The sequence below is a fragment of the Koromonas humicola genome (genome assembly GCF_059726255.1).
Genome location: NZ_AP040873.1, coordinates 3,155,794 through 3,177,253, shown reverse-complemented (window position 1 = coordinate 3,177,253; position 21,460 = coordinate 3,155,794). Strand labels below are relative to the sequence as shown.

General features: G+C 56.2%; 20 protein-coding genes and 2 tRNA genes. 5 read left to right on the top strand and 17 right to left on the bottom strand.

All coding sequences use genetic code 11. From position 1 onward, the window contains the following. Positions 1-12: 12 nt before the first annotated feature. The 4 genes from AC6IZD_RS13760 (at position 13) to AC6IZD_RS13745 (ending at position 2,907) form a co-directional block, all read left to right on the top strand. Positions 13-369: a hypothetical protein gene (locus AC6IZD_RS13760; RefSeq protein ID WP_497783889.1), complete on the top strand. Its 357-nt coding sequence runs from the start codon at positions 13-15 to the stop codon at positions 367-369. 49 nt (positions 370-418) lie between these two features. Further along, positions 419-1,114, top strand: coding sequence for a class I SAM-dependent methyltransferase (locus tag AC6IZD_RS13755; protein WP_497783888.1), 696 nt, complete (start codon positions 419-421; stop codon positions 1,112-1,114). Positions 1,115-1,236: 122 nt separating this feature from the next. After that, the gene (locus tag AC6IZD_RS13750) at positions 1,237-1,887 is read left to right on the top strand and encodes a hypothetical protein (RefSeq protein WP_497783887.1); all 651 of its coding nucleotides are present in this window, start codon (positions 1,237-1,239) and stop codon (positions 1,885-1,887) included. Positions 1,888-2,064: 177 nt separating this feature from the next. Beyond that, positions 2,065-2,907, top strand: a complete 843-nt coding sequence (locus tag AC6IZD_RS13745; protein ID WP_497783886.1) for a hypothetical protein — start codon at positions 2,065-2,067, stop codon at positions 2,905-2,907. Positions 2,908-3,082: 175 nt separating this feature from the next. Here the strand turns inward: AC6IZD_RS13745 and AC6IZD_RS13740 are convergent. From AC6IZD_RS13740 to hypF, 10 genes are all read right to left on the bottom strand, one after another. After that, positions 3,083-3,157 (bottom strand) — tRNA-Cys (locus tag AC6IZD_RS13740). 90 nt (positions 3,158-3,247) lie between these two features. Continuing rightward, a tRNA-Gly gene (locus AC6IZD_RS13735) sits at positions 3,248-3,322 on the bottom strand. 74 nt (positions 3,323-3,396) lie between these two features. Continuing rightward, the gene (locus AC6IZD_RS13730; RefSeq protein WP_497783885.1) at positions 3,397-4,116 is read right to left on the bottom strand and encodes an ABC transporter ATP-binding protein; all 720 of its coding nucleotides are present in this window, start codon (positions 4,114-4,116) and stop codon (positions 3,397-3,399) included. Positions 4,117-4,223: 107 nt separating this feature from the next. Then, the gene (locus AC6IZD_RS13725; protein ID WP_497783884.1) at positions 4,224-5,216 is read right to left on the bottom strand and encodes a hypothetical protein; all 993 of its coding nucleotides are present in this window, start codon (positions 5,214-5,216) and stop codon (positions 4,224-4,226) included. Between the two features lie 308 nt (positions 5,217-5,524). Continuing rightward, positions 5,525-6,049, bottom strand: coding sequence for a response regulator (locus AC6IZD_RS13720; protein ID WP_497783883.1), 525 nt, complete (start codon positions 6,047-6,049; stop codon positions 5,525-5,527). 70 nt (positions 6,050-6,119) lie between these two features. After that, positions 6,120-7,028, bottom strand: coding sequence for a PhzF family phenazine biosynthesis protein (locus AC6IZD_RS13715; RefSeq protein ID WP_497783882.1), 909 nt, complete (start codon positions 7,026-7,028; stop codon positions 6,120-6,122). A gap of 112 nt (positions 7,029-7,140) precedes the next feature. Then, on the bottom strand, positions 7,141-8,196 hold the full coding sequence (hypE, locus tag AC6IZD_RS13710) for a hydrogenase expression/formation protein HypE (protein ID WP_497783881.1): 1,056 nt from the start codon (positions 8,194-8,196) through the stop codon (positions 7,141-7,143). 3 nt (positions 8,197-8,199) lie between these two features. Beyond that, a complete protein-coding gene (hypD, locus tag AC6IZD_RS13705) occupies positions 8,200-9,309 on the bottom strand; it encodes a hydrogenase formation protein HypD (RefSeq protein WP_497783880.1) in 1,110 nt (369 codons plus the stop codon). After that, on the bottom strand, positions 9,306-9,575 hold the full coding sequence (locus tag AC6IZD_RS13700; protein ID WP_497783879.1) for a HypC/HybG/HupF family hydrogenase formation chaperone: 270 nt from the start codon (positions 9,573-9,575) through the stop codon (positions 9,306-9,308). The genes hypD and AC6IZD_RS13700 overlap by 4 nt, the downstream gene beginning before the upstream one ends. Further along, positions 9,566-11,923 (bottom strand): carbamoyltransferase HypF, encoded by a 2,358-nt coding sequence (gene hypF / locus AC6IZD_RS13695; protein WP_497783878.1) that lies wholly within the window; start codon positions 11,921-11,923, stop codon positions 9,566-9,568. Before hypF ends, AC6IZD_RS13700 begins: the two co-directional genes overlap by 10 nt. A 190-nt stretch (positions 11,924-12,113) precedes the next feature. Here hypF and AC6IZD_RS13690 point away from each other — a divergent pair, with 190 nt between their 5' ends. Then, entirely contained in the window at positions 12,114-13,304 is a 1,191-nt protein-coding gene (locus tag AC6IZD_RS13690) for a DegT/DnrJ/EryC1/StrS family aminotransferase (RefSeq protein WP_497783877.1), read from the top strand. A gap of 10 nt (positions 13,305-13,314) precedes the next feature. Here AC6IZD_RS13690 and AC6IZD_RS13685 read toward each other — a convergent pair whose 3' ends face one another. From AC6IZD_RS13685 to AC6IZD_RS13655, 7 genes are all read right to left on the bottom strand, one after another. Then, positions 13,315-15,042, bottom strand: a complete 1,728-nt coding sequence (locus AC6IZD_RS13685) for a hypothetical protein (RefSeq protein WP_497783876.1) — start codon at positions 15,040-15,042, stop codon at positions 13,315-13,317. Positions 15,043-15,055: 13 nt separating this feature from the next. Continuing rightward, the gene (locus AC6IZD_RS13680) at positions 15,056-15,280 is read right to left on the bottom strand and encodes a hypothetical protein (RefSeq protein ID WP_497783875.1); all 225 of its coding nucleotides are present in this window, start codon (positions 15,278-15,280) and stop codon (positions 15,056-15,058) included. A 101-nt stretch (positions 15,281-15,381) separates the two neighbouring features. Further along, positions 15,382-16,668, bottom strand: coding sequence for an SH3 domain-containing protein (locus tag AC6IZD_RS13675; protein WP_497783874.1), 1,287 nt, complete (start codon positions 16,666-16,668; stop codon positions 15,382-15,384). A gap of 306 nt (positions 16,669-16,974) precedes the next feature. Then, positions 16,975-18,066, bottom strand: coding sequence for a 6-phosphofructokinase (locus AC6IZD_RS13670; RefSeq protein ID WP_497783873.1), 1,092 nt, complete (start codon positions 18,064-18,066; stop codon positions 16,975-16,977). Positions 18,067-18,310: 244 nt separating this feature from the next. Beyond that, positions 18,311-18,670 (bottom strand): metal-sensitive transcriptional regulator, encoded by a 360-nt coding sequence (locus AC6IZD_RS13665; protein WP_497783872.1) that lies wholly within the window; start codon positions 18,668-18,670, stop codon positions 18,311-18,313. A 20-nt stretch (positions 18,671-18,690) separates the two neighbouring features. Continuing rightward, positions 18,691-21,099 (bottom strand): heavy metal translocating P-type ATPase, encoded by a 2,409-nt coding sequence (locus AC6IZD_RS13660; RefSeq protein ID WP_497783871.1) that lies wholly within the window; start codon positions 21,097-21,099, stop codon positions 18,691-18,693. Further along, positions 21,099-21,335, bottom strand: a complete 237-nt coding sequence (locus AC6IZD_RS13655) for a heavy-metal-associated domain-containing protein (RefSeq protein WP_497783870.1) — start codon at positions 21,333-21,335, stop codon at positions 21,099-21,101. Before AC6IZD_RS13655 ends, AC6IZD_RS13660 begins: the two co-directional genes overlap by 1 nt. Positions 21,336-21,460: the final 125 nt, after the last annotated feature.

Sequence of the window (21,460 nt, the reverse complement as noted above, 5' to 3'; positions counted from 1 at the left end):
GGCACTCTGGTCATGGTTATGTTCCGCCTTGATTACATTTCATGCTTACTTACCATCGTCTCCACTCTCATGGTGGGGCGACGGATGTGGCAGGGCTGGATTGTGGCCGGAGTGAATAGTTTCATCATCTGTGTTATCGGCCTCAAGACTGCACAACTCGGATTCATCCCGGCCAATCTTTTCTGCCTCGCCATTTACGTTTTCAACGTCGCACGCTGGCGTCATCCCGCAGAGGATGACAAGGCGAAAGCTCCGCGACAGAACAACAATGTGATAACAATGAAGAGTGTGGACTCCGTCCCAATCCGAACCACAGGCAAACTCTCGCTTGTCGTCACCCAGCGACCCGAATTACTTCACGAACACTGAAGTCGCCGCACACTACGCGAACGTTCGACCGTTTTTTCACCGGAGCGTGGTGAGCCGAGTTTGTGAGCTTACCGGGTTGTCGCGCTTCGCTCGAGCACTGGACGTTGGCTGCGGATCGGGACAGTCTTCTATCGCTCTTGCTGAGATTGCGGAAAGCGTATTGGCCATCGACGCTTCCGAACCGATGCTGCGCCACGCGCAACCGCATCCTCGCATCACCTATCGGCTTGGACGCGCGGAGGACTTTCCCTGCACAGAAGGTGAGTTCGACATCATTACCGTAGGTTCTGCGTTGCACTGGTTTGATCAGTCAAAGTTCTTCAGCCAGTGCCAGCGTGGACTCGGTCACGATGGAGTGCTCGTCGTCTACAACGATCACTTCACGACACATCTCGAAGGCGTGGCCGAATGCAAGCGCTGGATGCGGACGCAGTATGCCAAGCGGTTCCGCCCCTCGCGTCGTGGGATGCGCGACATGAACGAACTTATTGCTTCTCAGCACGGCTTTGCCGTTGCGCATCGAGCATCGTTCGAACATCACGTCCCGTTCTCTCGTCAGAAATTCATCTCCTACCTGCTGACCCGCAGCAACACCATAGCGGCGATTCACTCCGGGCGTGAGACCCACGCCAGTGTGTGTGACTGGCTCAATTCAGAACTCAAGCCGATCATCCCGGACGGTGTAGTCGGTTCGTTCATTTTCAAATGCAACATTTGGATTCTCCGCCGCGCTCTCGCTGACTAAACAGCACCCATCTGCCTACTCTCATCAGCACAGACTTAGGCACCCGAGTGATTCAGCCTCGCCGCCCGGAAACCCGCACTCGTCGCGCTTCATCAGAGTTCTCTGCGTCATTGGAGAGAGTCTTGCCACGGGTAGCGATGCAGAGATTCTGGCTATCGTTTGTGCTCATCTCAGCCGCGACATTGGTTGCGGCCGCGTGGGTTTCGTGTGGCACCGGCAGTTCTACCGGAGGGACTGCAAGTACAGGTACTGGGAGTCCCACCAGCGCGCCGCAAACAGGTGCTGCCGATGTGCTCACATATCACAACGACCTTGCCCGCACTGGCCAGAATCTGCAGGAAACATCACTCACCTTGGCAACAGTGAACTCCTCCAGCTTCGGCAAAGTTCGTTTCCTACCTGCTGACGGCAAAGTCGATGGCCAACCGCTGTACGTATCCAACCTGAACGTCGCGGGCCAGAATCGGAATGTCGTTTACGTGGTGACGGAGCACGACAGCGTGTTTGCATTCGACGGCTCGAGCGGCCAGCAGCTATGGCACTCATCCGTACTCGGAGCGAATGAAACTCCAAGCGACGATCATGGATGCAGCCAGATCACACCTGAGATTGGCATCACTTCTACACCTGTCATTGATCGCCAACGCGGCACAAATGGCACGATTTACGTCGTAGCTATGTCAAAGGATTCCACCGGCCGCTATCATCAGCGACTGCATGCCCTCGATCTTGCGACCGGCTCAGAACAACTCGGCGGTCCGAAAGAAATATAGGCCTCCTACCTGGGCACCGGGGAAAACAGTTCGGGAGGAAGCGTTGCTTTCGATCCCGGCCAGTATGCCGAGCGCGTAGGACTGCTGCTTCTGAACGGCGTTATCTATACGGCTTGGACCTCGCATTGCGACATCCAGCCTTATACGGGATGGGTAATTGGATACGACACAACTACGTTGAATCAGACATCCGCAATCAACCTCACACCCAATGGAAGCGAAGGCTCCATTTGGATGAGCGGAACTGCCATGGCTGCCGATGCGGGCGGAAACATCTACTTCCTTGATGCCAATGGCACGTTCGACACGATACTCGATGCGAACGGGTTCCCAAGTCATGGGAATTTTGGCAACTCATTCATCAAGCTCTCGACTGCCAACAACCATCTTGCGGTTGCGGACTACTTCTCGCCGTTCAATACTGTGCAGCAGTCAAGCGTCGATCAGGACCTTGGTTCAGGCGGCGCAATCGTATTGCCTGATCTGAAGGATACTTCGGGTGCCGTTCGCCAGTTAGCTGTCGGGGCAGGCAAGGACGCGCATATCTATGTAGTGGATCGTAACGCCATGGGAAGGTTCGATCCCCAGAAGAACGATGTTTATCAGGAAATCGCGGGCCAACTTGGCGGTTCGGTGTTTTCGATGCCAGCGTATTTCAACAACGTTCTGTATTTCGGAGCGGTGGGAGACAGATTGAAAGCCTTTTCGATTGCTAATGCAAAACTATCCACTGCTCCCTCTGCCGAAAGTGGCACTAGTTTCAGGTATCCAGGGACAACTCCTAGTGTCTCGGCCAACGGCACATCGGATGGAATCGTATGGGCAGTTGAGAACGGCAGCACCGCCGTGCTGCATGCCTACAACGCCTCTAACATTGCACAGGAACTCTACAACAGCAGCCAAAATGCTTCTCGCGACAGCCTTGGCACAGGAAATAAGTTCATCACGCCCACGATCGTGAATGGACAAGTTTTCGTCGGCACAACAAACGGTGTAGCCGTGTACGGCCTTCTGCATTGAGCGTTGCTTGGTCCGGCCCACTAGGTCCGCTATGGGGTACGTGAACAGCGTTTTGGCCTCAATGCTGCGGCCGAAGCAGGCTTTCAGCAATTCGTGTTCACTTGGGAATCAGGAAGGATGCAATCAGGAAGCAACGATTCACGACTGAGAGTTTCTGTCTGTTTGTTGGGAATTTTGGAGGCGCGGGGCGGAATCGAACCGCCGAATAAAGGTTTTGCAGACCTCTGCCTTACCACTTGGCTACCGCGCCTTGAAGCGAAAAGTAAAGCTTAGAACAGGCTTGGAGAGCAGCCGTCTTTCACGGCAAACCCTCGCACGGCGGCGAGGGTTTAGAAATTTCTGGAGCGGGAGACGGGATTTGAACCCGCGACTTCGACCTTGGCAAGGTCGCACTCTACCACTGAGTTACTCCCGCTCGACTTTTCAATCTTAGACAAAGCACATTGCTCTGTCAAACGCACTTGGCCCTGAAACTGTGGATATATAAGGCTATTTGCTGTTTGCCTCAGTCCACTGCGACTGCGGAACCACCTCGGCCCCTACCACCTGCCCGTCCCGGAAATGCAGAATACGATGGCCAAATCGGGCGGCTTCGGGATTGTGCGTAATCATCAGCACCGTCTGTCCGAGTTCCTGGTTCGAGCGACGCAGCATCTCCAGCACCGCATTTGAATTCTGGGTGTCAAGATTACCCGTAGGCTCATCGGCCAGCACTATTGCAGGTTTGTTGATCAATGCTCTGGCCAGCGCCACACGTTGCTGCTCGCCACCGCTCAATTCGCTGGGGCGATGATCAAGGCGTTTCTCAATGCCAAGCAGTTTCGTGATGTTGTGAAAGTATTCCTGGTCCTGATTTCCCTTATCCCCCGCAATGTTGATTGCGATGTTGATGTTGTCGCGTGCAGTCAACGTGGGCAGCAGGTTGAACTTCTGGAAAACGAAGCCGATCTTGTCGCGCCGAAGGTGGGTACGCTCCGAATCGGTTGTCTTCGCAAAATCGGTGCCGTCGATCAGCACGCGTCCTGAATCGGCCTGGGCCAATCCGCCGAGAATATAAAAGAGGGTAGACTTGCCGCTGCCCGAGGGGCCTACGACGGTCAGGAATTCTCCCCGCTCTACTTCGAACGAAACGCCCCGCACTGCCTGAACGTTGACTTTGCCAACGTGGTAAGTCTTGGTGACGTTCTCAACTTGAATGATAGGTGCCATGAGTGTGCTTATCCATATTACACGAGCGCTATCGCACACCTGCTATCGGCATTACGACAAAGGCGGAGCACCTGCGCTCCGCCTTTAGATTTCGCATCAGGAATTGCTCACCAGGCTTTCAGTGTCACCTTGTCCAGAAGCACCGTGTACGGCGTGGGCCTGCCATTCAAGTCCATCTGGAATGCAACGTTCAGTTCGTTCACGCTGGATCCTCTCGATCCGCCGTACCGGTTGATGTAGTGGGTTGCGCCGTTCAGCGTCACCGATATGAAGTGAGTTTGGCCGTTCACCCGCTCCAGTTGCCACACCAGATGATTCCACGTGTAGGTGGGCGGAGCCGTGCAGGCTACGCCTGTGTGCATCCAGTACGCGCCGGAAGTATTCCACACATCCCATTGCTTTGCGGCCACGTTGCATTGCGTGCCGAAAATGTATTTCCTTCCGCCGACAGACTGGTTGACGTCGAACTCCAGTGCCTGTGGCGCACTTGCATCGGTGTAGTAGAAGTAAACGTCGTAGGCGAAGTGCGATGTCCCTCCATTCGCCCCAAGTTGCTTCCACCACAGGGCGTTGCCGTAGGGAGTCGAGCCGCCGATCCAGAACTTTATTGCTCGTCCGTCCATCGAAGGCGAGCTTATGTTCTGGGTCATCGAATAGGGAACAGTTGGGCCATTGCCGCCAATCCCGGCGCAGGCGCCGCAGTTAGACCAACCGCTAAGCTGGTCAATGTTGGAGTAAGTCGTAGACCCTGAACTTGTAGTTGTAGTGCCGCCACCACTGCTGCTTGAACCTACATTGACGGTGATTGTGCCGGATTTCGCATACCCGCCGTGCGTGTCCCATGACTGCACGACGACCGAATGCGAACCGGTCGCAACAGAAACATAGTCGTTGAGAGACGTCGCGCTTTTTTGATCCACGAGCTTGCCATCAACGTAAACCTGCATGGTGGTAACTGGATACGACATAGTCGCCGAAGCGACCACATGCATCGGTGACGCTGTAGTTTGTCCCGAGGTGGGCGAGGAAACTGATACCCCGGCAAACGCGGCAGAGACGGAGAACATAACGCTCGCTGCGAGTTGTAGTTGTCTCTTCAAAACGAACACTCCTTGCGGAAGTTGTATCGAGTACCAGCGCAAGAGACTAATGGCCCGGAGTACCCCACGATAGCCGCAGAAAGTCCTATTCTTCTTTGGGTTTTAACCTTAGGTGATCTAGGGCCTTACGTGACCGCGAGAGCTGGATTTCACCTAGTTGAATGCTTGCAAGCAATTGGTACACAGCCGAATAGATGACGAGAGACAACTCCGCTTTCTAAGTACTCTCTGGTTGATCAGCAACTGAATGGCACAGGCACACGTGTTCCCTTACAGGCACCTTAAGGCCCGAATCTAGGGTTGATCCACTAGCAGGCTTGGGCGCGACTCACAATCGCTGAAGTCAAAGTGCGGCGAGGCCCGCGACGTTTCACCAGCAAGAGTCGGATACGCTCCAGAAGTTCCGCCTGTGCGAACGTTCCCTTGCGTAGGAGCAAATCGACCAGAGGGTCCGCATCGCACAGGTTCACATTCCCGCTCAAGAGGATGGCTCGCACTTCAGGCGACCGCTCTTTCATGCGGGTCACCATGTCTGTGCCAGAACCATCGGGCAGGTGCGCATTGCTCAAGATCAAGTCCACACTACTGTTCTTGAAGATTTCCATCGCCTGTACTGCGGTGTTGCAGGTCATCACGCGATAGCCTCGCGTTTGAAGCGTGACCTTCTGGATTGAGAGGCTTTGTTCGTCGTCCACACACAGAATTGTCTTCTTTACAGTCATCGTGAATGGCTCTATCTCACCTGTGATCCAGACTGCATGGATCGTGCGATGTGGCGCATCGTCAGGCTTAGCGGTGTCAGGAATCGTATGTAGAAGCTTCGATTCTGACAAGTGCAAAGTTAGCCATTTGCATTCTGATCACGATGCCGTAAAGAGCAACCCTGCGAAACGCCTTCAAAACCTACAACTTTGCTATTGATTGCAATGCAAACTCGCCGCGAGCGACCTCTACCACTTCGCCGCCTACACGTACATCTGTGACACCATCGCCAACCTTGCGTCCGCGAATTCGGATGAAACTTGGCCGTCCGATCTCCAGCCCCTGCTCGATCAAGCCTTGCGTCTCGCTGGCGAGCACGCCGTGTTGGACCGCCCATGCCGTGCAGCATCCTGCCGCGGAACCCGTCGCCGGGTCTTCGCCGTTATAGAACTGCATGCGAGCATGTAGCGTGGCTCCCGGAGTCACCGTCTCGCGAGTGACGAAATAAAAGAACTTGCCATCGTGTTCATTGGTGAACTCGGTCGCGCTCTTCTGATCGACACGCAAATCGCGCATCGCTGCGAGTGATTTCAGCGGCACCATCGTGAAAGGTGTTCCGGTAGAAACTGTTTGAATCGGCAGCGACGTGTCGAAGTCTTCCAGCGGCACACCAGTTGCTTCGGCAATGACATCTGCTGGATAGCGCTCGCCAAATTCAGGATCGCGCTGTCGCATCTCGCCCGAGAGCGATCCGTCGGCCGTCAACGTGAACTCAACGGGAATCTTGCCTACCTTCAAGTCGAGTTCGATTCGATTCGTTTTGCGCTCCTGAGCCAGAACCCAAGCTGTTCCAAGTGTCGGATGTTCGGCGAATGGCAGTTCTTCCTGCGTGGTGAAGATACGGACTCGCACACCATCCTGCCGTTCAATCTGTGGCTCGCGATGCAGGATAAAAGTCGTTTCTGACAGATTCGTTTCTTTGGCAAGCGCCTGCATCTCGGCATCCGTAAGCCCGCCCGCGTTGGTGAATACCGCAAGCTGGTTGCCTTCGAGTGCATAGTGGGTGAATACGTCAACGAGTACGTAGGAATAGCGCCGAATGCCAGTCATCGAATTCTCCTCGACATCAGAGTATCGCAGACTTGCGACATCGAGAATTGGCGCAAAAAGAGCGGCCCCGAAGGGCCGCAGGAGACGACAATCTTTTGATTCACCAACCCTGCTAGCAGATTCGCGGTAATTGCTCTCCACTTAGCATGTCGATGACGCGCGTTGTGCCGATGCGGCTTTTCATCTTCACCACACCGCCGCGATCTTCCGTAACGCGCCCAATCTCAACTGCACCCGCCGTGTGCTGATCGCCACGCAAAAGCTCCAACGCCCGCGCGGCTTCCGCCTCCGGCACAAAGACAATCATGCGGCCCTCGTTCGCGAGATACAGCGGATCGAATCCGAGCACTTCGCACGCTCCACTGACGTCGTCGCGCACAGGAATCTTCATCTCCTCGATCAGGATTTGCGATCCTGTCGCTTCGGCAATTTCGATCAGTGTCGTGCCGAGTCCACCACGCGTCAGGTCGCGCAGGCAGTGAACCTCAACGCCGCCTGCAATCAGCGCTTGTACCGCGCCGTTCAGCGGAGCGCAGTCGCTCTCGATTGCCGACTCGAATTCCAGGCCCTCGCGAGTCGCCATGATCGCAATTCCGTGACGGCCAATGTCACCGCTTAGCAGAACAACGTCACCCGCCTTCACACTTGCCGGCCCGATCGTCAATCCATGTTCGATCACGCCGACGCCCGCAGTGTTGATGAACACGCCATCACCCTTGCCACGATCGACTACCTTCGTGTCGCCCGTGACCAGTTGCACGCCAGCGGTTTCGGCTGACTGCTTCAAGCTCTGCACCACGGCCCAGAGCGTTTCCATCGGCAGGCCTTCTTCGAGAATCAGCCCACAGCTCAGGTAGACCGGCCTTGCGCCGCACATCGACAGGTCATTTACAGTGCCGTTGATGGCCAGCGAGCCAATGTCGCCTCCAGGGAAGAACAGCGGATGCACCACGTAGGAATCAGTCGTAAATGCCAGACGCGTTTTGCCCAACTCAAACACCGCGCCGTCATGCCGCGTCTCCAGCAATGGGCTGTTGAACGCTGGCAAAATCATCTTTTCGATCAGTTGGTGCATCAACTTGCCGCCGCCGCCGTGTGCCAGTGTTACCGTCGGATAATCCGTGATTGGCATGGGGCAGTTCAGCGTGAAATCTTTGATGGTGCTCATCCGTTATACCTTCCCGGCTGTCGCCAACTCGGCGCGCCGATACCGATAATACGCGGCACAGGCTCCTTCGTTCGAGACCATTGGTGCGCCCAGCGGTTTTTCCGGCGTGCATTGCTTGCCGAAAGCCGAGCATTCATGCGGTTTTTTCTGCCCTTGCATGATCAAGCCACTGATGCACAGCGAGCTTTCCTCTGCCGTGTAATCGCCGACGTTGAACTTGAGTTCGGCGTCATACTCCGCATATTCAGGACGCAATCCAAGTCCGCTCGATCCAATCTCGCCGATCCCGCGCCACTTGCGGTTCACTACCATGAATACTTCTTTAACGTAATGCTGCGCCGGGCGATTACCGCTCTCCGTAACCGCGCGTGTGTACTGATTCTCGACCTCGTAGTGTCCCTGCTCTAGTTGCGCTACGCACATCGCGATGCCTTGCAAAATGTCGAGTGGTTCGAATCCGGTAACGACGATCGGCACCTTGTATTTCGCGGCAATGGGAAGGTACTCGTCGTATCCCATGATGGCGCAGACGTGTCCCGCGGCGAGGAATCCCTGCACGCGGTTCGTTGGCGAACCCAGAATCGCCTCCATCGCCGGAGGTACGAGCACATGAGATACCAGCACAGAGAAATTCGTGATGCCCAGCTTTTTTGCTTGGTAAACGGCCATCGCGTGCGCTGGAGCTGTCGTCTCGAATCCCACGGCGAAGAACACAACTTCCTTCGTCGGGTTTTCTTTGGCGATCTTCAGCGCATCAAGTGGTGAGTAGAGAATACGCACATCTCCGCCCCGCGCCTTGATCCCGAACAGATCGACTTCGCTTCCTGGCACGCGCAGCATATCGCCAAACGAGCAGAAGATTACGTCCGGGCGTTCAGCAATCTTCACTGCCTTGTCGATCAACTCCAGAGGGGTGACGCACACCGGGCACCCCGGCCCGTGCACCAGTTCGATTTCTTTTGGCAACAATTCGTCGATCCCAAATTTCACGATGGCGTGCGTCTGTCCGCCGCATATCTCCATCAGCGTCCATGGACGCGTCGTAATGCGCCGAATTTCTTGCGCGAAACCTTGTGCCGCGTTGGCGTCGCGATACTCCGATGAAAACTTCACTGCTTCACTCCTGGATCCGGCGACAACTCTCCGAGCTCACCAAGTTCGCCCATCTCTTTGAGATATCCAAAAACCTTGCCAGCCTCTTCTTCGTCCACCACGCTGATGGCGAAGCCGACATGCACCAGCACGTAGTCGCCGATCTTAGCTTCCGGAACGTAGGCCAGATTCACTTCTTTCAGCACTCCGCTAAAATCCACGCGAGCCTGTCGCGCCAGATCCTCGCCGCTCACGCTGACAATCTTTCCGGGCACTGCTAAACACATATCCGCTCCTTCGCAATCTTTTTCAATCGCAATTCTCGTGCTGCCGCCACTACCTGTCCCAACGCTATGCCACCATCATTCGGCGGAATCCTCTGATGCCAGTAAACCTTCACACGTTCGGCCTGCAGTCGAATAACCGTCAACTCGGTCAGCAATCGATTCTGAAAACATCCACCGCTCAACGCGACTGGCATTCCCGCATTCCGGGCCGCCATACGCGAAATCATCTCAGCCAACGTATTATGAAACTTCTTCGCCATCGTTTGCTGTTTCACGCCCTGCTCAACTTCGGCAAGAATACCTCTGAGCATCGGAGCCCAATCCAACTCCGCAGGCGCATCGGCGGTTGAGGGCCCGACAATCTCGAACTCGTACACGCTGCGCTCATCACTCTGTGCCGCGGCCCACTCAAGTTCCATCGCAGCCTGCCCTTCGAATCGCGATATCTGCCGCAGCCCGATCAGCGAAGCCACGGCGTCGAACAGACGCCCCATGCTCGATGTCCACGGGCTGTTCAATCCCTGGCACAGCATTCGTTCAATAATCTTGCGCTCTGTTGCAGGAAACGCCCGAACCGGGAACAGCGACTCTTGCCCAAAAAACTCGTTTCCTATCGCTTCGAACAGCATGCCCACCGCACACCTGCGCGGCTCACGTACGGCCCGTTCGCTCCCCACCAGCCGGAATGGTCTCAGTCGAGCAATGCGAGAATATCCATATTCATCGATCTTTAGAAACTCTCCGCCCCAAACCGTCTGATCCGGTCCCCATCCGCTTCCATCGCAGGCGACGCCAAGCGCTGGAGCTTTGACCTCATTCTCCGCCATGCACGCCAAGACATGCGCGTAATGATGCTGTACTCCCGTTGGCTCTGCGCAAACCCGATGCGCGTATCCGGTCGAGATGTAGTTCGGATGAAGATCGCAGGCCACTGTTTCAGGCGTAGCTTCGTACAGATTCTCAAGGCTGCCGATCACGCGCTCGAAAGCCGCACTAGCCTGATCTGTCTCGAGATCGCCGATATGCTGGCTAACGAATACTTGGCGTCCCACTGACAAAGCGACAGTGTTCTTCTGGTGCGCACCCACCCCAAGGAGTTTCGGCATTTCTTCTTCGAGACGCACAGGCAGCGGCGCGAATCCACGCGCTCTACGCATCACCATCTCACGCCCGGCCATCACGCGCACAATCGAATCATCGACATGCCTAAGAATCGGCCTGTCATGCACGAGCAGCGCATCGGCTATTCCGCTCAGCCGCTCCAGCGCGTTACGTTCATCGATGCAGATCGGTTCATCGCTCAGATTGCCGCTGGTCGCCACCACAGGGAAGCCCAAATCGCGCATGAGCAGATGGTGCAAGGGTGTGTAGGCCACCATCACACCTAGCATCGGATTCCCCGGCGCGACGGACGCAGCCAAACTCGATGCCTCGATGCTCTTGCGCCTCACCAGCACAATCGGCGATTCCGGCGAGCGCAACAACCGTTCTTCGGGCGGCGAAAGATCGCATTCCTTGAGCACGTCTTCCACCGTGGGATACATCAGCGCGAACGGCTTTTCTTCCCGATGCTTGCGTTCGCGCAACGTGCGCACAGCCTGTTCATTGCGCGCATCGACCATCAAGTGAAATCCGCCGAGTCCCTTCACTGCCACAACTTTGCCCTGGCGAATCGCTTCGGCAGCTCCCATCAGGGCGCTATCCTGGTGCGCCAACACCTCTCCAGAGATGCCCCATAGTTCCAATTGCGGACCGCATTCCGGACAGGCGTTCGGCTGCGCGTGGAACCTGCGATCCATGGGATTGCCATATTCGCGCTGACACGCGGGGCACATTGTGAACTTCTTCATCGTCGTGCGTGGACGGTCGTAGGGAAGTGCTTCGATGATCGTGTATCGTGGGCCGCAGTTTGTGCAGTTCGTGAACGGGTATCGGAAACGTCGGTCGGTCGGATCGAGTATTTCCCGCAGACACTCAGGGCAGGTCGCAATATCGGGCAGTACTAGAGCGGTCTTTTCGCCGCCTTCGCTCTTGCGAATTTCAAAGCTCTCGTACCCGACCGGGTCAGCAAAGCTGCTTTCAAGGCTCTGGATGAAAGAGATAGCAGGCTTCTCGCGTTCTACTCGCAGCAGAAACGGGTCTACATGCTGGCGCGGCCCTTCTACCTCAATAAATACGCCATTAGCAGTGTTGTTCACCCAGCCGTTCAGGCCAAGCTCTGTCGCCAGACGATACACGAATGGCCGGAAGCCCACGCCTTGCACAGCCCCGCGAATTATGATCTTCAGACGCGACACTGGCCCGCTACTCTGCGCCGGGTCCATTACGCTCTGATCTGCGGTCGCCAAGCTTCCTCTTTCCTCGCCCTGCAACAGCGAAGGATTGATTCCCCACCACCAGACTGGATTTCAGATACTACATTTGTAGTGAAATACCATCACGCGCCGCTGTGATCAGAGTCACATTCCAGCATCTGCATGGCCGCGCCCACCCCGGGTGTTAAAATCAGTTTACGAACATCCGGAGTGCAATCCCTTCATGACAAGTTCTTCTGCCACAAAGCTTACGCCCGTTCCCATGCTCGATCTCAAGCGCCAGTATGTCACCATTCGTGAACTGGTGCGTGCTGCCATTGATCAGGTCTGCGAATCGCAGTCACTGGTGCTCGGCGACGAAGTAGCGGCGCTGGAGCGCGAAATTTCAGTGTACCTCGGGGCCGCGGCCGCCGTGGGATGTTCTTCTGGAACGGATGCCTTGTGGTTGGCCCTCGCCGGTGTTGGCGTCGGCGCAGGCGACAGCTTCATCACTTCACCTTTCACGTTTTTCGCCTCCGCAAGCTCCATTACCCGTTGCGGAGCGCGTCCCCTCTTTGCCGACATTGATCCTGCCACTTTCAATCTGTCTGCCAGTGCGGTCGAGCACGTCATTGACACTCAGCATCCGGAGAAGCTGAAGGGCATCATGCCTATCCATCTCTATGGACAGTGTGTGGACGCAGACGCTTTCGATGCCGTTGCCGCAAAACGTGGGTTGGTTATTGTAGAAGATGCGGCCCAGGCATTTGGGGCCACTTGGAATGGACGTCATGCTGGAGCGCTGGGCCGTTCGGCAGGTTTTAGCTTCTATCCCACTAAGAATCTCAGCGCCTTCGGAGATGCCGGAGCAGCAACCACCGTGGATGCTGAGGTGGGCGAACACATGAAGCGCCTTCGGAATCATGGAGCCGCGCGCCGCTACTACCACGAAGAGATCGGCTGGAACGCTCGCATGGATGGCATTCAGGGAGCGGTGCTGCGGATTAAGCTGACCTTTATTGATAAGTGGAATGAGCGTCGTCGCGAGATTGCCGCCACGTACGACGACCTGCTGCAGAAAGCTGGACTCACAGGTACGCGTGGTACATCGATTCATGTCGATGTTTCGACTCCAGTGGCTCTGCCCACGACTGCTCCGCAGGCAAAACACATCTTCCACCAGTACGTAATTCGCGCTCACCGTCGAGACGAGGTTCGCGACTTCCTGCAAAGCCGCAAAATCGGCTGCGAGATCTACTATCCCGTTCCGCTGCACCTGCAGCAGTGTTTCGCGTACCTCGGATACAAGCCGGGCGACTTCCCCGAAGCTGAACGCGCCTGCAAAGAGGTGCTCGCACTGCCGATCTTCCCCGAACTGACAATGGAAGAACAGCAGCAGGTAGTCACCGCGATATCAGACTTCTATTCGAAGTAGAATTCAGGCATTACGCGATTTTGGCCGGACCCAGCGAGGGTTCGGCCTTTTCCGTTTGTTCTGTCGGATCAACTTCGGAATCAGCGATCGGGTGCAGACGCAGTGCGAACTCACGATATCGTAGATAGTCGCGGGTGAGCAGCGCTTCATCGTATTCACCTGCCGCTGCAAGCGATGCCATCTTCGACCAACCAAGCGAGAAGATGGTGTAGGCCAGTAAGTAAGGCGCGAGTCTCCCGGTAACTCGGTCTCCGGATCGTGCTTCATACTCGCGAATGAAGCGATGGCGCGCTTCGCCCTCAAGGTTCCACTCCACAATCACCCCGGCGACGTCCCATGCGACATCGCACGGGCCGGGGAAGAAGTGATTGTCGCCGTGAGCCCCCGCATCGAGCTTCAGCAGCTTCCGTTCGCGCGTGCGCAGCCATTCGTGAGGCTGCATGCGCCCATCGCAAAACAACACATATTGAGCGGCAAGGTGTGACTCGGATTCGCTCAGCTCTTCTCCAAACTCCAGCTTCCAATTCCAGCGCAACATCTTCTCCAGCTCTGGAGTTTGTTCACGGTCGGTCGCGAAACTTCTCAAGCGCAGTGAGAGGTAGTCAACAACTCTCCCTTGCACGTCGTCGGACCAGTCGCTTGCGCTGAGCATGCGACCGCTTTCCACTTCATACTGGCCGAAGCCGCATCGGTTTCCCAGATAGCGCGGCGCGAATCCATGCTCGGCCAAAATCCGCGCCCGTGAACCTATCTCTGAACCAAAGTGCCCAAATCCTTCAAATCGGAAGATGCTTCGTCGGTCGTAGGACAGGAACTTTGCAGGTTCAAGAGCGGGCCAAGATGCCGGAGCCAACTCGTTGCTGAAAGGGAAGAAGTGCCGCCAAGTTCCACCCGAGAGACTCTCCCCGGCTCCCGCAGGAGGCAAAGGTGCATTTTGCAGAACATGAAAGTGAAATCTCGCCCAGCGCTCGGCTGCATTGTCTGCGCGCAAAGAGGCTGGATCCATGCTTCGGCTGCCAATCATGTGCACTTTGTCCGGATAGACACCGCATGCAACGAGAGCTTCGGCAACAGCAAGAAAAGAGGAGCCGCTGATGCCCGGGCCTTCATCAACAATCAGATACTCGGCTGCATGCGAACTCTCAATCCATTCACAAAATGGCGAACTTGAATCCAGCTTACGGTTGTATGGATGTCCGGTCGGACGAACCGTAATTCGCGGGCACGTGAGACCTCGGGAGCGCAACGTGGCACAAGCCACCGCGCTGAGGGTTACGCCTATGCTGCGAATGCCGATGACCGCTACGCTGTCTGCGAGGGCCAAGCTGTCAAGCAGCATTTTGACTTTTAGTGGATGCAGGGCATAGTAGGCGAAACCTTCCTGTACCGCTACCTCATACAGACCCTCGGCAGAGATCTGCCCGGCTTTCTCCAAGATTGATGGAAGCGAATCTCTTGTGCCGTTTAGGAACGCAATTGCAACAGCCTCGGTGATCTCCGAGGCTGTTGGTGAATACAAATTAGAACTATCCAGCAGAGCACATTCAAGTTCGCCCGAGGCGATCAGTGCTGCTAGGGCCAACTCTTGCTGATCGTGTTCTTCCGCCTCGCGCCAGCGTAACAGCGCGTTCTGAACATTTGTTACCAGCTCGGATCCGGCAATCTTCCTTCTGCCGTCGCGGAACACATACATGTTCCAACCCGAGCCATCCGTGGAGCACACCCGAGCTCTGGACAAAATGTACTCCGGCTTAAGCCGCCTTCTTCTTTTGTCCGCGAGGCGAGCGCGAGATGTCACCCTCTTTGTCGATGAAGTACAGGAACTGGTTGTCGCGGTCCACCGCGTGCTCAATCAGGACCTTCGATTCGCCTTCCCCGTTCTTAGGCTTACTGCAGACATTCCCCTGACCGTCGATGAAATATAGAAACTTCTTATAGTCCCTTTGGAGGTCGAGTTTCTTAATTTTTTCGGCCATAACGCCATTTACCCCCCGTTTTACACCTAGCGAGTAAGATTCGTTTTGGCCCTGCAAGGATGGTTTAGCCGAGAGATAAGTTGGAGTTGTTGCCCTGCAGATCAACCCTTCTTCTTGCGATGCGTTCCGGCTTTTCCGCGTGGCGAACCCTTTGCATCTGCAGGGTTTTTCTTCGGGGCGTCGGGGGATACGGCGCTCTGCGGCGGTTGCTCACCCGGAGCAAGCACCTGGCGAACGATGTTGCCGATCACGCGATATTTCCGTTCGCTGATCGAGCCATCCACATTCTGTTTCCGGATGGTGAACACGGGCATGATGCCTTCTTTGCCGAAGTCTTCCGTAGTGACCTTCGCCGGGAAATAGCCAATGATGTACTTCTCTCGATAGCCCGTCTCGTAGCGATGCCGCTTCAGGTTCCAGGTGAATACGCGGACCTGATTGAAGTCGTACGGAATACCGTCCTTGTTCTCTTGAAGCAGAACAAGGTACTGCGCGACTTGGCCCTTCTCCTCGTCCTGAACCGTGTTGAGCACGAACGCGGCCTGAATGCGTTGGCCCTCAGCGTACTGCGCCACGTCGAGAGGAATGTCGAGATCGACCATGCGCGCCAGCACCCAACCAACACGACCCTGCTGATCGCGCACTAGCCACCAGTCGTCAAATGGCTTTGGTTTCGGAGGTTCGGGGACTGCTCCGAAAGCTGATGTCTCAATAGGTAGCGCCGATTTTACGAGTGCATCGGGCGGTGGTGTCGGTGTGGGCGGCAGCGGCGGAAGAGGAAGCGAACTCTTCTTCTTTTCTGGCTCGGGAGGACGCTTCGTTGCGCGCTTGGGAGTCTTGCTGGGTTCGCCTGCGGCTTTCGCTATGGCCTCAGACTTCTTGGCTGCGATTTCTTCAGCCGTGGCGCGCTCAGCCGTGGAGCGCTTGAGCAATTCGATCTTAGAGTTTTCAGGAAGCTGATAAAGCGTCTCGGTCTCGCGGCCCGGCGTAACGTGCATGTTCAGTTCGGTGCGAGTGATGGCGCGGCCCTCTATGGGAGTGTTGCGATTGTCTTTGGCCAGCTTTTGGAATTCGTCGTACACATCGCTCGAAACGAGCGCGCGCAATTCAATCCAGCCTTCCTGCTTATCAGCAGTGCGAACGCGGACGAAACGTTTTTGGCGTTCCAGGATTTCGACCTTGTCGCCATTCTTCACCGATCCGACTCGGTTATACACGGTGGCGACGTGGTCACGGAGATTGCCCTGTGGGGCAGAAACGTACATGGTCTCGCCGCCGGTGATTGGGCCTCCATGCTTGCAGGCAGCAAAAAGCAGCGCGAACAGGAGCGCGGTTGCAAGCGGGAGGCGAATGGCGAGCGGACGGGAGCGATGTTTCAGAAAATACAAGGGCTTCTCTTCTGGATGAAACTCCACTATAACTCACGTTCGCGGCGCAGATAAACCATTGGCGTATCAGTGAATAGCTTAGGAACAGAGATTTGACTACTTAGGGAATAGATTTAAGAAGTGCGAGGGATTGTCTGAGAAGTAATTGAGAAACTGAAAAAGATAACTCGGACGACAATGAGCCGGCTGTTTTGGTTCAACCATTGACTCGGATGTAAATTTTCAGGCAACAGGAGGGTGTCGTGGAAGCTAATAGGCAAGTGAATCACCCGGCCTGGCTGATGGGCCAGACCGGGTGAGGAGAGTTTAGTTTTCGCCGAAGTTGATGCCGACCGCACGAGCGGTGGCAACGAGGTCGCCGTTCGGATCGACAGCTTTCATCTTGCCGATTGCCTCGGCGATATCGACGAACTCAATGCGGCCTCCCCGGAGGGCGACCATCTTGAGGAATCCGCGCTGTGCGATGAGGTCCACAGCCGCGACGCCGAAGCGAGTGCTCAGGATGCGATCGTAGGGAGAGGGCGAGCCGCCACGCTGGGTGTGTCCGAGCACGGTGACGCGCACTTCCTTCTTGGAGCACTGGGCGATTGCTTCGCCGATCAGGTTGCCGACGCTGATGCCCTTTGGAACGGATCCATAGCGCTGGATAGCGTCCTTCATGATCTCTTCGGGAACCTTCACGCCCTCGGCGAGCGAGATAATCGTGAACTTCTTGCCGAAGATGTGCCGCTGATTGATGTACGAGCAGACGTTCTCGATGGTGAAGGGGATTTCCGGGAGCAGGATGATGTGAGCCCCGCCAGCGATACCGGCGTGGAGGGCGATCCATCCTGCATCTCGTCCCATCACTTCGACGATCATGATGCGGTGGTGCGATTCGGCCGTGGTGTGAATACGGTCGATGGCGTCAGTCGCCACGTGAATGGCGGAGTCGAAGCCGAAGGTGACGTCGGTGGCCGAGAGATCGTTATCGATGGTCTTGGGAACGCCGACAACAGGCAGTCCCTTCTTGGCCAGTTCAAGTCCGATCTTCTGGGTACCGTCGCCTCCGATTACGATCAGCGCGTCGAGTCCCATCACCTTGGCGTTGTGAATGACTTCGTCAGACATGTCGCGGACGCTGTCAGAGCCGTCGTTGCTCATACGATAGGCGAAGGGATTGCCACGATTCGTCGTGCCAAGGATTGTTCCGCCGCGAGGCAGAATGCCGCTCACATCGCTGAGCAGCAAGGGGCGGCTCTTTTCCGGCCAGATGAGGCCGTCAAAGCCGTCACGAATGCCAATTACCTCATAGCGGTACTTGAGGATGGCGGTTTTTACGGCGCCACGAATGACTGCGTTAAGTCCAGGACAGTCTCCGCCGCCGGTACAGATGCCAATTTTTCTGATTTCAGACATTTATGTATGTAGTTTTCTGGAATGATTGCGAATTTGGCTGCTAAGCCTTCATTGAAATTGTACATCAGCGAAGTCAGTCAAATGACTCAGAAGCAGTGCCGAGTGATGTACGGGAACCGGAATGGAAACGGGAGAGCATATTGGGAGCCGTGCATCTGGCCATGAAACTTTCTGCGGGAGCACCGAGTTGTGGGTTGCAACACGCTTCGCAACCCACTCATTCACTTTCTGGAGACTCGTGTTGCTATCGCGAGTGCTTGTAGATGAGTTCGATCAACTCGTCGTACATCGCGTTTGCCTGTTCGGGCGATCCCTTAATGGCCTTGGTCGCGCAGTGTTTCAGGTGATTTCGCATGAGTTCACGCGAGACGCTGCGGAGTGCTTCGTGCACCGCTGAGATTTGGGTGACGATGTCTGCACAGTACCGGTCACCTTCGATCATCTGCTGCAACCCGCGAACCTGCCCCTCAATGCGGCGAAGACGTTTCAAGTTCGCGGCTTTGATATCGTCGTCAACCGCGACGGCCTTTCGGCCAGCGACGGGCACTTCATGCTCGGCCTTGTGATGTTCGCAACTAGAGTTGTCTGAATCAAGTTTCGCCATATGTGTCACTCTCAAGTTCACTATTGAGCTGCGGGCATCTTCAGTCGACGCAGGCGCAGGCTGTTGGATACAACGCTCACGGAACTGAGCGCCATCGCCGCGCTGGCGAGCACCGGGCTAAGCTGTATGCCAAATGCAGGATACAGTGCGCCCGCCGCAATAGGAATTCCGATCGCGTTATAGAGGAAGGCCCAGAACAGGTTCTGACGCATCACTCGCATCGTCGACCGAGAAAGATAAATGGCCTGCGCCACTCCGACGAGATCGCTGCGCATGAGGGTTACGTCACCAGCATCCATAGCCACGTCTGCGCCAGTTGCCATCGCGATGCCTACATCTGCTTGCGCCAGTGCCGGAGCATCGTTCACGCCGTCACCAACCATCGCGACGACTTGTCCTTTGGCTTGAAGGCGTTTTATCTCGTCGAGTTTACCATCGGGAAGAACTCCGGCAAGGACGCCATCGACCTTTACCTGCTCGGCAATCGCGGAGGCGGTGAGTGCGTTATCGCCAGTCAGCATCACGACCTTCAGGCCCTGCTCTCGCAGTAACTGAATTACCTGTGAAGACGTCGGCTTAACCCGATCCGCCACGGCGATAATGCCAGCAAGCTTGTGATCAATAGCAACATAGAGCGGCGTTTTGCCTTCACGGGCAAGGCGCTGTGCATCGCGTTCGAGAGCCTCGATCGCGACTCCAATGTTTTGCATCAGCAGCGCATTCCCCACAGCTACGTGCACAGAACCTACTGCGGCGGTTGCTCCATGGCCTGCGTGCGCTTCGAATTGCGCTGCGTCAGTGAGTGGCAGGCCAGTGTCCTGGACGAACTCCACGACTGCGGCGGCGAGAGGGTGTTCCGAATAACGTTCGAGCGATCCGGCCATCGTTAATACTTGGTCGCGGGATGGTCCGAGTGAGTTTGTTGGCACAATGACATCTGTGACGGACGGCTTGCCTTCCGTGATTGTTCCGGTCTTGTCGAGGACGACGGTATCGATCTTTTCCAGACGTTGTAGCGGTTCGCCACCTTTGACGAGAATGCCTGCGGCTGCACCGCGTCCGGTTGCGACCATCACCGCGGTAGGGACAGCGAGACCCATTGCGCATGGGCACGCAATGATCAACACCGTTACTGCGGCGGCGAACGCTCTCATGATCGACGCGTCGGGTGCGAGTAGAACCCATGCTGCAAAGGTGATCAGTGCTAGCGTGATCACGACCGGGACAAAGACCCCGCTGATTCGGTCTGCCAGTCGCTGGATTGGAGCACGAGAACCTTGGGCATCACGCAGCAGGCGCACGATTTGCGCCAGCGTGCTCGCGGAACCCAGGTTTGTCGCACGCACTTGCAGCGCGCCGCTCTTGTTCACCGTGCCGCCGATGACGCGCGCACCCGGCATCTTCTCAATCGGCAAACTCTCGCCCGTAAGCATTGACTCATCGACAGAGCTAGTTCCCGAGACGACTTCGCCATCGACGGCAACTCGTTCCCCAGGTCGGATGAGGACTACATCGTCGGTTCCGATCTGCTCGATTGGCAGGTCTAGCTCGACACCATCGCGCACAACGCGCGCAGTCTTGGGTTGAAGTTGCACAAGCTTGCGCAGTGCCGAAGCGGTCTGTCCCTTGGCTCTGGATTCCAATGTGTTGCCGACCAGAACGAGCGCGATGATGAAGATGACCGCTTCGTAGTAAACATCGGGCGCGACGCCGTGAGACAAAAACCAGTGAGGCGCAAATGTCGCGGCAACAGAAAAGAGGAACGCAGCCCCGGTGCCTAGGGCCACTAGTGTATTCATGTCAGCCGAGCGATGCCGCAGCGCCGACCAGGCCTTGACGTAGAATCGACGCCCCGCCCACGCCATAACGGTCGCAGTGAGCGCGAGCAGAAGGGAACTGATGAACGCGAGAGGAATGTTGTACAGCCAAGGCAGCGCCGCTGAAAGAGCCGGATCGAGCACGCGCATTGACCAGCGAAGAAGCGGATCAGCTACTTCGGGACTGTGCGCGTGATGTCCGGCATTCATCAGCGGCATGGAGAGCGTCATGGCGAGAGCACCCGCGAGAAGGCTGAATGCCGCCTTGTTCCTCAAAGCTTCGTACTCGCGACGCTGTTCTCGATCGCGCTCTTCTTGAAGTTCAACCGCCGATTGCGCTTCATGAGGAAGGTCGGCCCCGTATCCCGTCCCGCGCACAGCTTCGACGATCGCCTCTGGCGAGGTGATACCGGGATCAAAAGTGACGGTCGCGTTGTGCAGCATGAGGTTGACGGTGGCTGTGGTGATTCCGGGCTGCTCCTCCAACGTGCGTTGCACGAACGACTGGCAGGCCGCGCAGGTCATCCCGGTTACCGGGATCGTGATCCGCTGCTTGCCTGCGCGAGCCTGTGATCGCTCTTGTTTTGGTGTGAGCGCGACAGTGTCGGACATCACATCTCCTGCTGTACTTCAGCCTTGAAGCCGATACGGTTGACGGCCCATGCGATCTGGGCAGGCGAAATCATGGCTGGATCGTAAGACACGCTGGCGGAGCCGACTTCGACAGCGTCGACTGTCGTTCCCTGTACGGAAGCGAGCGCATTCGAAACGCGGCGAACGCATGCGCCGCAATGCATTCCTTCTATGACCAGTGTGAGCGACTTGTGTGTAGCAGTGTTTTCCGACATCTGTATACCCCCTGAGGGTATTCTATATATACCCTCATGGGGTATGTCAAGTTAGATAGGGCGAGGTAGGGTCTGTGTGGGATTGTGAGGTGTGTCGTTCAGTTGTGGACTAGGGCGTGAGCTGA

Bases quoted from the DNA above. Each gene is read 5' to 3' on its own strand.
- AC6IZD_RS13660 (WP_497783871.1), bottom strand. From the start codon at position 21,099: ATGTCCGACACTGTCGCGCTCACACCAAAACAAGAGCGATCACAGGCT.
- AC6IZD_RS13665 (WP_497783872.1), bottom strand. From the start codon at position 18,670: ATGGCGAAACTTGATTCAGACAACTCTAGTTGCGAACATCACAAGGCC.
- AC6IZD_RS13680 (WP_497783875.1), bottom strand. From the start codon at position 15,280: ATGGCCGAAAAAATTAAGAAACTCGACCTCCAAAGGGACTATAAGAAG.
- hypE (WP_497783881.1), bottom strand. From the start codon at position 8,196: ATGAGCACCATCAAAGATTTCACGCTGAACTGCCCCATGCCAATCACG.
- AC6IZD_RS13655 (WP_497783870.1), bottom strand. From the start codon at position 21,335: ATGTCGGAAAACACTGCTACACACAAGTCGCTCACACTGGTCATAGAA.
- AC6IZD_RS13690 (WP_497783877.1), top strand. From the start codon at position 12,114: ATGACAAGTTCTTCTGCCACAAAGCTTACGCCCGTTCCCATGCTCGAT.
- AC6IZD_RS13670 (WP_497783873.1), bottom strand. From the start codon at position 18,066: ATGTCTGAAATCAGAAAAATTGGCATCTGTACCGGCGGCGGAGACTGT.
- AC6IZD_RS13730 (WP_497783885.1), bottom strand. From the start codon at position 4,116: ATGGCACCTATCATTCAAGTTGAGAACGTCACCAAGACTTACCACGTT.
- AC6IZD_RS13760 (WP_497783889.1), top strand. From the start codon at position 13: ATGGTTATGTTCCGCCTTGATTACATTTCATGCTTACTTACCATCGTC.
- AC6IZD_RS13715 (WP_497783882.1), bottom strand. From the start codon at position 7,028: ATGACTGGCATTCGGCGCTATTCCTACGTACTCGTTGACGTATTCACC.
- AC6IZD_RS13700 (WP_497783879.1), bottom strand. From the start codon at position 9,575: ATGTGTTTAGCAGTGCCCGGAAAGATTGTCAGCGTGAGCGGCGAGGAT.